Origin of the sequence: Methylotenera sp., assembly GCF_029945535.1 — a bacterium.
In the GTDB taxonomy this organism is placed as follows: Bacteria; Pseudomonadota; Gammaproteobacteria; order Burkholderiales; family Methylophilaceae; genus Methylotenera.
In genome coordinates this window covers 128,848-139,993 of record NZ_JAQSCU010000012.1, presented here as the reverse complement: position 1 = coordinate 139,993, position 11,146 = coordinate 128,848, and the positions used below count along the sequence as shown (strand labels likewise).

The following is an 11,146-nucleotide window of genomic DNA, read 5'->3' as shown; positions in this document are numbered from 1 at the left end:
GGGTGGGTCAATTTTAAATGCAATTGGTGGGTCAGTTATTAATGCAATTCAACACACTACAAAAAGATTGAGTGCTAGGATAATAAGTTTGATATTTTTAAGCAGAGTTGTCGTGTATTCAAAATCCGTTGCTGCTGTATTAAGCTTACAGGGCTAATCAAAATAAAAAAGCTCACCTATGTGAGCTTTTTTATTTTCAGACAATAGTTTTAAGAGTTTCTAGTATGAGTAATCTAGATACTCTTATCATTTGTACTCTTAAAGTGGTTTAATCAAAATCATCAGCATCATGTGAAACTAGGTTATTCGTTGATGATGTTTCTTCTGATTCGTAACCCGCACCTTCTAGTTTGATTCTGTATTCACATGAAGAGAGATGACCTTCCAGCCTGCCGTTGATGGTTGTGGTTTCTTCCTTACAGTGAACGCAGCGATAGCGGTGCATTTGGCCTTCTATGTGCTCTTGAGGGTAATCTATGTAGAATAGTTTTTTCATTACTGAATCCTCCATGCTGAACAATGATCTGTAGTGATTAGTATAGCTATCAAACATTTAAAATGTTAAATCATTTCTTATTAAATCAAGCACAAAGATGTGTTAACCAATTCAATCAAAAATTATGTGTATATTGGGCGCTCAAGATATCAACGCTGCCCTCGTAAGTGCCAGTTAAATGCCCTTCACCTTTACCATTTGCGATTCTATTATCGTCAATCGATGCATCGTTAATAAATAAGTGAGCATACCCAAAATCCACACTTGAATTTGCTGTTAATTTCACATTTGCACCTAGAGATGCCCACTTTCTATCATTACCTGGAATGCGTGCAGTACGAAAATTATCATCAATAGCCTCTTGATCATATGCAAGCCCTGCACGAAGTTTAATATCGCCACTATAGTGATAATTTGCACCAACAGCGTAGCGCATAGTGTTACTCCAGTTTTCAGTGGTTGCGCTCAAAGAGGATTCATTAGCTCTAATTACGTTTAGCTCTTTAAATCGGCTCCAACGTGTCCAAGTGACATCAGCCATTAAGTCAAATTTATCATTTATGCTACTAAAAGCGTTAACGGAAAAAGTTTCTGGCAATGTAAGATCAGCTGTTACGTTTGTGTTTAAAGTTCTATTAGGCAAGCTATTGAGTGCTGTAAAAGATGACTGAGATGTGCCTTGTAAATTTTGTTGAACTTTTGAGCGATATGCAAGGCCTAGTCGAGTATCTGCTGTTGCTTGGTAAATGACCCCTGCATTAAAACCAAACCCCCAGTCGTCACCTTCAATTTTAGCAATAGGATCACCAGCGGTATTTACTGCACTGGTGAGCTCCGCTTTAGCCCACATAGCTGATATGCCGGCCCCTACTGAAAGTTGATCACTTAACTTGAAGGCAATAGCTGGGTTAATGTTAATAGTTTTAACTTCAGATTTAATAGCTTGAAAACGCCCCATCCAAGTAGAGTCATATTCTGTTTTAAGACCAAAAGGTGCGTTAACTCCTAGACCAAATTTAACTGTGTCAGTTAAATCTACTTTATAGTAAAAATTAGGGATGAATGCTAAGTCTCCAGCATCACCACCATTGCCACCAAGCTTGCCTGTGCTAGATATCGAGCCGTTAAATTCAGCTGTAGGTTTAATAAGATGAATCGCGCCAACTATCTGAGTGCCGGGTATATAAGTCATGCCTGCTGGATTAAAGAATATCGTGCTTGCATCCTCTGCAACCGCACCACCACCTGCAAAGGCATTCCCCATGCCGCTGGCACTTTGTTCAATTAATGCAAAACCAGCGGCTTGTGCAGCCACTGGGGCAGAAAAAATCACAAAAGTGAGTAATATTTTTTTCATAATTCGGATTTTTATAATTAATTAGATGCAAAAAAATAACATATCAAGATACTTTTTGATACATATTTGTTACAAATCAACTTGAAATATTCTGTTGTAATTCTCCAACAAATCTAGTGAGTGATTTTTTAATTCAAAAATCATTCACTTGAGAGAGTAATTTTTTGAGCCTATAGTTGTAGTCGTTAGTTTTTTTAATTCTCAACGAAAATAATTTAAGGGGTTTAGCATGAACACTATTGTAGATTTTAATAAATTTAGCATTGCAAATTTTCAACAAATCGACACACGTTTTGACGACGAGTTTGGTGTGATGTGGTCAGTTATGAATCCGGCACCACGTCCATGTTTTAATAAAACCTGCTTAAATGATTTATTGCAGCATCATACTTATCTGCAAAATTCGAATGGAAAAGTATTTTCACAAGGCACCTCTCAGCAAGTTAATTATTTAGTTTTAGCTTCAAGTGTAGAAGGCGTATTTAATTTAGGTGGCGATTTGTCTGTATTCAGGACGTTAATTCAAGCTCAAGATAGAGAGCATTTATTTGAATATGCCAAGCTTTGCGTAGAGAATTTATGGACTTTTTATAATATGCGTGCCCCGATTACTACAATTGCTTTGGTGCAAGGGCAAGCAATGGGTGGTGGATTTGAATCAGCGTTATCTGCACATGTTTTAATTGCTGAAAAAAGTGCTGTGATGGGTCTACCAGAAGTGCTTTTTAATTTGTTTCCTGGAATGGGTGCGCTTAGCTTTTTATCACGCAAAGTCGGAATGTCTGTGGCTGAAAAGATGGTGCGTTCTGGTAAAATTTATACAGGTGAAGAGCTCTATCAGATGGGGGTAGTAGACGTATTGGCAGAAGATGGGCAAGGTGAGTATGCACTGACTAATTGGATCAAAAAAAATCACCGCTCACTTAATTCTTTCCAAGCAATCAACAGAGCTAAGCAACGTGTGAATCCTCTGACTATTGATGAACTGAATGATATTACTGAAATATGGGTTGATGCAGCGCTTAGACTGGATGAGCGTAATTTAAAGGTAATGGATCGTTTGGTTCGCGCGCAAAACAGTAAAGTGAATTCAGATGTTATACCTATCCATGAAAAACAAACTGCTTAAGATGGATATTTAGTAAGGGCTGCTTCTGGACTTTTGAGGTAGCCTTCTACGGCAATCGTAAGTTGAGAAAAGTCTTTGTTAAGAATATCTAGCATTTCGATTGTATGAGAGACATGGGTTGATGCGCTTAATTTTCCGAAAGCTTCAACCGTTGCCGCTAATTGTATAGCGCCCACACTCAAGCTGTTGCCTTTTAGGGCATGGCAGTAATCTTGCAGCACACCAAATTGTTTTTGTTTAACGGCTGTTTCGATTTTAGCGATCTGCTTAGTAGAGTCTGTTAAATAGTTTCTCAACAGTCTGTGCATAAACAAATCATCCCCAGCGCCAATCTTTTCGAGTTCTTTTAGCGCAGTTAAATCAAGCGATATAACATCGTGGCTAAATGAGAGATTGCTGCTCACTGGGCTATTAAGTGCGTTGTTCATCCACTGCGTGGCGGTGTTTGGCGCTAAATTCAGAATACGTTCTATAGTGTTAAATAAAGTAGCGGCATCAATTGGTTTAGTTAAGAATGCATCGAAACCAGCGTCGCTAGCCATTTCTCTAGCTGATAAAGTTGCATCTGCAGTAAATAGAATAAAGCGTGTGTCGTGATCGTTCGGCTGAGTAAACCTATATAGTTTTAATGCGTCCGCGCCATTCATGCCAGACATATTCAGATCAGTAATCACTAGATCAAACTTATTGTGCTCTAAACTATCTAGCATTTCATCACTGTTGCTCACAATGTCAACTTGGTGACCTGGTAGTGAAAGAAGACGAGTGATTATTTTTTGGTTTGTACTTTCATCTTCGCACACTAAAATCTTTAGAGACTTTGAATACCCATTTACTTGACCTTTACTAATAGGCTCAATGGCTGCCATTGCTGGTTTTTCGGGGTTTGGTTCTGTTGGGATGATAGCCTGTCTAGATGAGCCGAGTTGCTTAGTTTTTTCTAGTGAAAGCACAAACCAAAAGTGACTGCCAACGCCTTCTGTACTTTGAAAGCAAAGTGAACCGCCCATCTCTTCAACCATATGCTTCGCAATGGTAAGACCTAATCCGCTTCCGCCGAATTTACGTGTTGTAGAGGCATCGGCTTGAGTGAAGCTTTCAAAAACTTTATTTTGCTTGTCTGCGGGTATGCCAATTCCAGTATCTGCAATCTCAAAACGCACGGTCGATTTTGCGGCATCGTCTTGTAATACGGTGGCAGATATTGTGACGCTACCCTCATGCGTAAATTTAATCGCATTGCCCAGTAAGTTAGCTAGCACTTGGCGTAATACAAAGGCGTCGCCATTTAACGTTGTGAGTGAGTCGGAAACGCTAGCGCCTAATTGAATGCCTTTTGCTTTAGCGTGGGAATGGAAGATTTCCATAGTTTCATAGATGGCCTCCTTAGGTGAGAATGCAATTTTTTCAACCGTGAATTTACGCTCTTCAATTTTAGTGAAGTCTAGAACATTATTAAGCAATGAAAGTAATAGCTTCGACGAACCTTCCAGTGTTTTTAGTAAATCTTGCTGATCTGCATTCAGGGACGTGGTTTTGAGTAGCGTGCTGATACCAATGATGCCGTTGAGCGGTGTGCGAATTTCATGGCTCATATTGGCCACAAATTGGGTTTTAGCAATACTTGCATCAGCTGCTTTTTGGCGCTCAACTTCAACTTTATTTTTTGCTTCATGAAGACGAGCGATAAGTTTTGCTACATAAAGTGGTAGCACAATAAGCATTGTGATCAGGCTGTAGCCAATGGTTTTGTGGGTTTCCCAATATGAGCTTAGATTGGTTGCAAATATAAAGCCGATGATACTAAGCACCTGTGCATGGTAGAGATATTTTTTGCCATATCTAAATCCATTACCAAAAATCACCCAAAGATAGACTGCTACAAGCATGACGCCGATGTCCGCAGTGAGTGACATAAATACTGAAACCGCAACTATATCCAGCCACGCGCCTGCGAGTCTTCTATAAATTGGATTTAATTTACCTTTTAGAATGGTGGCAATCAGTAGCAAAGAGAGCGTTGCATAGACGAATAAAATTTTAAAAGCGACTAAGTCTGGGTGACCCAAGGCGTGAGTAAAAAAACTGTAGGTTGCGAGAGCAAAAATGATAATTGCCGCGGGAATTCTAATATTTGCTTGCTCAAGCTCCAAAGGGTCGCATTGTGTGGCAGATTTTTTGTACCAGTTTTTTAAAGATGTCAGCATATTTACTTTGATTCCAACACAGCGCCGCTATATTTATCTCGGCTATTCTCTAGTAAGGTTTTAGCAATAGTGGCAAGTTTGTGTGTTTGAGCTGGCTTTGTCAGGCAGGCGGAAGCGCCTGCGGCAAGGAGTTCTTGATGTATGGTTTGATCTTTAATTGCAGTCACGACAATAATAGAATGGCATAGCACATTACAGGCATCTTTAATGGCCTGTACAAATTGCATGCCATCCATTTGATGCATGCGAAAGTCGGTAATAATTAAATCCACTTGTTTATTTTGCATCCATTCTAATGCTTCAACTGGGTCGGTCATTTTTACAATTTTGAGATCCATTTTAAGTGATTTCAATATTGCAGCGTGAATATCCAATACAGTTGATTGGTCGTCAATGAGTAAGGCTGTTTGCCTAAATTTTCGGGCACTTCTGATGCTGCTAACGCTCATTTATTTCAAAGGTTATAGTGATTCTGGAGAGGTTGAGTTCTCAGAATAAATTTTTTCAAAAACGGCTCTCACTTTAATCATTGCATTCACCAATTGTGGGTCAAAGTGTTTTCCACTCTCATCACATATATATTGATAGGCTTGTTCAAAACTCCAAGCTTTTTTGTATGGACGTGCACTGGTCAACGCATCGAACACGTCTGCAATCGCTACAATGCGCGCAGAAAGTGGAATTTCATCGCCTTTAATACCGTTGGGGTAGCCTGAGCCATCATAACGCTCATGATGCGATAGAGCAATTTCGCCACCTTTTTGCAGATATTTAGACGGGCTATCTTCCAAAATCTTAAATCCCACATGAGGATGTTTGCGCATAATTTTTAGCTCTTCCTCATCGAAAGGACCTTTTTTAAGCAGAATAAGGTCAGGCGTGCCAATTTTACCAATATCATGCAAAGGCGCAGCAAGCTCAATAATTTCAGCTTCATCTTCATCAAGCCCAATAGCATCAGCTAGTGCTCTGCTGTATAAAGACATACGCTGTAAGTGCAAAGCGGTATCGTAATCTTTGTGCTCGCCCGCACGCGCGAGTCGCATCAATGTTTCTTTTTCACGCGCTTTAATATCTGCTGTCGCTTCGGTGACCAAACTTTCAAGCAGGATACTTTTATTCTGCAGCGTGATGTGCTGAATATGCATTGTGAGTAAATTTTTACTACGTGCTACACATTCGTGCATATCAACAGGTTTGTTGATAAAGTCCGTTACTCCAGCATCCAGTGCGGTATAACGAGTTTCTGCATCTTTTTTTATGGTGATCATAATCACCGGTACTGATGCATATTCTGGAAGTTTTTTAAGTAAACGCACAAACTCAATACCATTCATTTCAGGCATTAAGTAATCTACAAATACTAGATTAGCGACATTGTCTTTCGCCCATTCCAATGCTTGCTCTGGGTTACTTTTTTCAGCTACAGTAATATTAGGGTTAATGTTCTTTACTACCTGAGCAAGTATAGCCCTGCTGGTTGATTGGTCATCAACAACAAGTACAGAGCAATCGTCAAATGATTGTATGTTTATCACTAATAGTTATCCTGAAACTAGCTGAAGATTACTTTTACTTACTCAATAAAAGCAACATTCAAGCCATTCTTATGTGAATGGGCTAAGTTATAAAATTAAGTAAGTTTAAAACTAAAATAATCTAAATAAATCAAAAGAGTAAGTGCCGCTATGGTTTATTTTAGTATTTAATTACTTTAAGCTTTTGTGCGATTCTACGATTATATGGTAGACGTCAAGTGTTCAATGTACGACAGAAAAGTAGCTTATATTGACACATTTTGTTTATTTAATTCTGACATATTATGGTTAGCAATTAATAACTAGACTTCATGAAAATATTACCTTCTGGCTTTAAATCAAAAGCAATGCAGATGCGTTCTTCATTAGAGGTGAACGGAATCGTGCGATGAAATAACGATGACGGGAATAATACAATATCGCCCACGCTAGGGCTAGCAATGCCTACTGGGAAGTCGCTGTGTTTTTGTGGGTAATTATCACCATGCAAGCCATATTCAAAACAACCTTCTGTAGGGTCTTTTTTATCTTTTGGTAAAACAAGATATACCGCACCACTTATCCACCCAACTTCATGAATATGTCTTTCTAGATAGCCGCCGCTACGCAACCTCACATACCAAGAGCTGGTAAATTCCAGTTCTTTTGGAAAAGATTTAATGAGCTCGCAATCCGCACCGGCAAATTGATTTTTATAATTCAGGAATTCTTGTTTAACAATTTCGCCTAGCTTTCTAAAAGAGGCCTCAGGGCGCTTGAATAGATTGCCAGCAGATTGTTTGCCGTTAATAATCATGCCTTGGGCGCGCACTTCTATGGCTGTGTTGTTAATGTCGTTGAGCAAGTCCTTTAATAGCTGGCTATTAGGCTCGGCCAATTCTTCAATGCTTTTTTGATAAACAAAATCAAAACCGTTTTTACAGAAATTATATTGATCCTCTGTACCAAAATTTACCGCATGATGGGTAGATAAGGTTTGTAAAAAAGGCGCATTGTGTTTTTCATGGGTATGAACAATCTGATCTAGCTTGGTTTTAAACGAATCAAAATGCTCGGCTTTGTATGTGCAGTAAAGTGCGCGTTCTTGCCAGTCATCTAGCTTTGAACGCTCTAAATAATCAACCGCTTCGTCAAACCGACCTGCAAGGTATAAAAATTCGCCCATATTGTAGTTTGCGCCAGCATGGTTTTGGTTGAGTACTAAGGTGTCAAAGTAACACTTAATCGCATCTTCCATATTGCCTTGGTCACGGTAGCATTCGCCGAGGTAATTGTGGGCATCAGTGTAGTTAGGAAACATTTTAATGGCTTGCTTAAAATGAGTGATTGCTTCGTCTAGCGTACCTTTATCTCTAAGTGCCGTACCAAGATTGAAATGACCTCTAGGGTCTTCGTGAATGCTCAGTGCTTTACGGTAGCTAGCTACGGCTTCTTCAAGCCGCCCCTGTTTTTGTAGCACAGTGCCTAGGTTGCCATGCGCCTCAAAAAAACCAGCTTGTAGTGCAATTGCTTTACGATAGCTGGCTTCTGCCTCTTCATATCGATTCAGGTTAGTTAAGGTAATACCTAAGTTGAAATGTAAATCTGTCGTATTGGGTTGTATGGTCAGTGCTTTTGAGTAGCTGTCAGCGGCTTCGCTAAACTTAGATAAGCCATCTTGAGAAATGCCTAATATTTGATAAAGAATAAAAGTGCTTGGGTAGCGAACGACTAATTTCTTTGCGGCGGCCTCTGCTTCTGCAAGCTTGCCAGCATTGAATAAGCTCAATACAGGCTGCATTTCAAGCTGGCTGGGCTGCGGGGCGAATGATGAAGCTGGTTTTGCCATGATGTGAGTAATATCGCTTGTTTAATAGTTTGGGCTATTTTAGAGCAAAATTAACTAACTTACATCTGCGTTACTTTGCGTTTGTAATCTGCTCGCCATTTGGCGTAAGAATTTCATCGCGACTTTAGGTTCGTCTAAAAGTAAGGTTTCAATATTATCTGGATAAATAAGAATGACGTCGGCTTGTTCTGAGCTCACTACGGCGTCTGCAATAGCGGGTGTATTGGTGAGCATTGCCATTTCACCAAAGTATTCACCAGCTTCTATGGTCCGTAAGAGTTTGCCATTTTTCTGTAGTTGAACCTGACCGCTTACCAAATAATGCAGATTGCGAGTTAAGTCACCATGGTTAAAGATATGCTCACCCTGTTGATAGCTTCTGCCATAGCGCTGCATTAGTTTCTCTAGGTAGTTCGTTTGAGATTGAGCCTCTTGTTGATTATCAGCGAACAAGCCTTTTAATATGAGTACATCTTTTTTACGCAATGTAGCAATGAGTTCTGTGCCAAGTAAAAATACTGAAAAATTAAAATATAACCAAGTAATCGAGATGAATAAGTTTTTCATACTGCCGAATACGGAACCATAAGATTGATTAAGAGATAAGAATAGAGTAAACGCTGGCCTCATCAGCAGCCAAAGCACTGCAGTAAAGAGGGCACCAATCAAAATATGCTTTAGGTTGAGTCGAACGGGGAAGAATACAAAATAGAAAACTGCAATCAGTAGCGTAGTTAATACCAGTGAAGTCAGTGCTGCAATAATATCGTATTGAAAGAACTGGTGATTTGCGCCCAAAAAGGTAATCACTTTTTCTAACATGAGGCCAGCAAAGGTAAACAGAAAGAATAGTACCAACATGCCGATAACGGCGATGATGTCTTTTATCTTACGTTGAATATAAGACGGCGCTTCAACTAATGTGGCAATGGTGTAAAAGCTGGTACGCATGGCGCTTGCTAGTGGCGTTACTGTCCAAAGCAATATAAATAGTCCAGCAGCACCCCAAACGGCCTTTTGCTGAGCGGTATTGTAAACCTCTACCATAATGGCGCTACTAAACTTTGGTACTAAGTTACCAGTGATGATGGCAAGTTTGACCACTGCATAATCTGAGGTAAATACAAGATGGCTCAGCAAAAAAAATAAAAGTAACACTAGAGGAATCAACGCAAACATTGCATAAAACGATAATGAAGCTGATAAACCGAATACGTTATGTCGACGAAAAGCGCCAAACATTTCATGCAAGACAAACAGCGGCGTGCTGTAACGCTGTTTGCCATAAGCCTCAATAGGTTTGTTGAAAGCGCTTTGTAAGCTTGATTGTTGCCTAGTGTTAACTTTTTCTTTCGTCATTATTCAGTATGCAACCTATATATTGAATGATTTGAATTTTTCAGTAGCTGCTACTAAGGCAGAGGTAATGCCAGTTTCCATTGCTGAATGTCCAGCATCTTCTACCATATGAAAATTAGCGTGCGGCATCGCTTGGCTAAGTTCCCAAGCGGTAATCGGTGGGCACACCATATCATAACGTCCTTGAACGATGTCTGTTGGAATATGAGCTAGCTTGATTTTAGCTTCAGCTAGTAAATCGCGTTGACCAACAAAACAGTTACTCTGTATGTAATGTATTTGTACTCTGGCGCGAGCAAGTTCGACCTCATCGTTGATTTCGCTACTTGGCGCAGCAGGTCTAGGCAATAAACTCATAATGCTACTTTCAAATGTATTCCAGCGTATGGCTGCTGGAATACTAATCTTTATATCATCAGAGAAAACAAGTTGCTCATATGCCTCTATAGGGTTGTGTCTTTTATTGGGTGGTAAGTAGGCGCACAAAGATTCCCAGGGTTCTGGAAAGAACGCCTGCACTTGCCCTAAAAACCAATTTAGTTCAGAAGGGCGGCTTAAGAAAATGCCACGCAGTATTAAACCTGTTACTCTATTTGTGTGTGCTAATGCGTAAGCCAAAGCTAAGGTACTGCCCCATGAGCCACCAAATACTAACCACTTATCAATGTTCAGTACTGCGCGAATTGCATCAATATCGCTCACCAAATCATCCGTAGTGTTTTGCTCAATCTCACCTTGTGGCTTGCTTCTACCACAACCACGTTGGTCAATTAAGATAATGCGATAGTGTGCGGGGTCAAAAAAACGACGTTGCGTAGGGCTGCATCCGCTGCCTGGGCCACCATGTAAAAAAACGACTGGACTGCCTTTGGGATTTCCACAAACTTCATAATAGATTTCATGAAGATTTCCTGCTTTTAAAGTGAATTTCTCAAAATTATTGACTTCAGGATACAAATTGTAAATTTTATTTTGCATGGCAGAAAAGATGCTTTCTAATTGATTTTAAATGACTTTTAATAAATTTTAACATTATCTAGCCTAACGCTAAATACTTATTTTAAAAAATGTAGAACTAATTGTAAGTAAATTGTAACTAATGTATTGCAATTCGTGTGTGACTAGAATATAGTGCTGTACGCACATGAAAATGTGATGAGAAATAGTATCAATTAGTTGCTAGAAAATTTGAGATAACATCAAAAACTTCAACAAGTAAAAGAGATTATTTA

General features: G+C 39.5%; 9 protein-coding genes. 1 reads left to right on the top strand and 8 read right to left on the bottom strand.

Translation table 11 applies throughout. The features are described 5' to 3' along the window. Positions 1-268: 268 nt before the first annotated feature. Both PSU72_RS07790 and PSU72_RS07785 read right to left on the bottom strand, forming a co-directional pair. Positions 269-496 (bottom strand): hypothetical protein, encoded by a 228-nt coding sequence (locus tag PSU72_RS07790; RefSeq protein ID WP_300431761.1) that lies wholly within the window; start codon positions 494-496, stop codon positions 269-271. Between the two features lie 115 nt (positions 497-611). After that, complete coding sequence (locus PSU72_RS07785) at positions 612-1,853, bottom strand: OmpP1/FadL family transporter (protein WP_300431760.1); 1,242 nt, start codon at positions 1,851-1,853, stop codon at positions 612-614. Between the two features lie 229 nt (positions 1,854-2,082). Here PSU72_RS07785 and PSU72_RS07780 point away from each other — a divergent pair, with 229 nt between their 5' ends. Next, positions 2,083-2,982: a crotonase/enoyl-CoA hydratase family protein gene (locus PSU72_RS07780; RefSeq protein ID WP_300431759.1), complete on the top strand. Its 900-nt coding sequence runs from the start codon at positions 2,083-2,085 to the stop codon at positions 2,980-2,982. Here the strand turns inward: PSU72_RS07780 and PSU72_RS07775 are convergent. The 6 genes from PSU72_RS07775 to pip form a co-directional block, all read right to left on the bottom strand. After that, complete coding sequence (locus tag PSU72_RS07775; RefSeq protein WP_300431758.1) at positions 2,979-5,189, bottom strand: ATP-binding protein; 2,211 nt, start codon at positions 5,187-5,189, stop codon at positions 2,979-2,981. The two genes, PSU72_RS07780 and PSU72_RS07775, sit on opposite strands and share 4 nt — an antisense overlap. Before the next feature lie 2 nt (positions 5,190-5,191). Further along, positions 5,192-5,638: a response regulator gene (locus tag PSU72_RS07770; protein ID WP_300431757.1), complete on the bottom strand. Its 447-nt coding sequence runs from the start codon at positions 5,636-5,638 to the stop codon at positions 5,192-5,194. A 12-nt stretch (positions 5,639-5,650) separates the two neighbouring features. Beyond that, entirely contained in the window at positions 5,651-6,727 is a 1,077-nt protein-coding gene (locus PSU72_RS07765) for an HD domain-containing phosphohydrolase (protein ID WP_300431755.1), read from the bottom strand. Positions 6,728-7,022: 295 nt separating this feature from the next. Further along, positions 7,023-8,555 (bottom strand): tetratricopeptide repeat protein, encoded by a 1,533-nt coding sequence (locus PSU72_RS07760; protein ID WP_300431754.1) that lies wholly within the window; start codon positions 8,553-8,555, stop codon positions 7,023-7,025. A gap of 54 nt (positions 8,556-8,609) precedes the next feature. Then, entirely contained in the window at positions 8,610-9,914 is a 1,305-nt protein-coding gene (locus PSU72_RS07755; RefSeq protein ID WP_300431753.1) for a YhjD/YihY/BrkB family envelope integrity protein, read from the bottom strand. Between the two features lie 15 nt (positions 9,915-9,929). After that, positions 9,930-10,892, bottom strand: coding sequence for a prolyl aminopeptidase (gene pip / locus PSU72_RS07750; RefSeq protein ID WP_300431752.1), 963 nt, complete (start codon positions 10,890-10,892; stop codon positions 9,930-9,932). Positions 10,893-11,146: the final 254 nt, after the last annotated feature.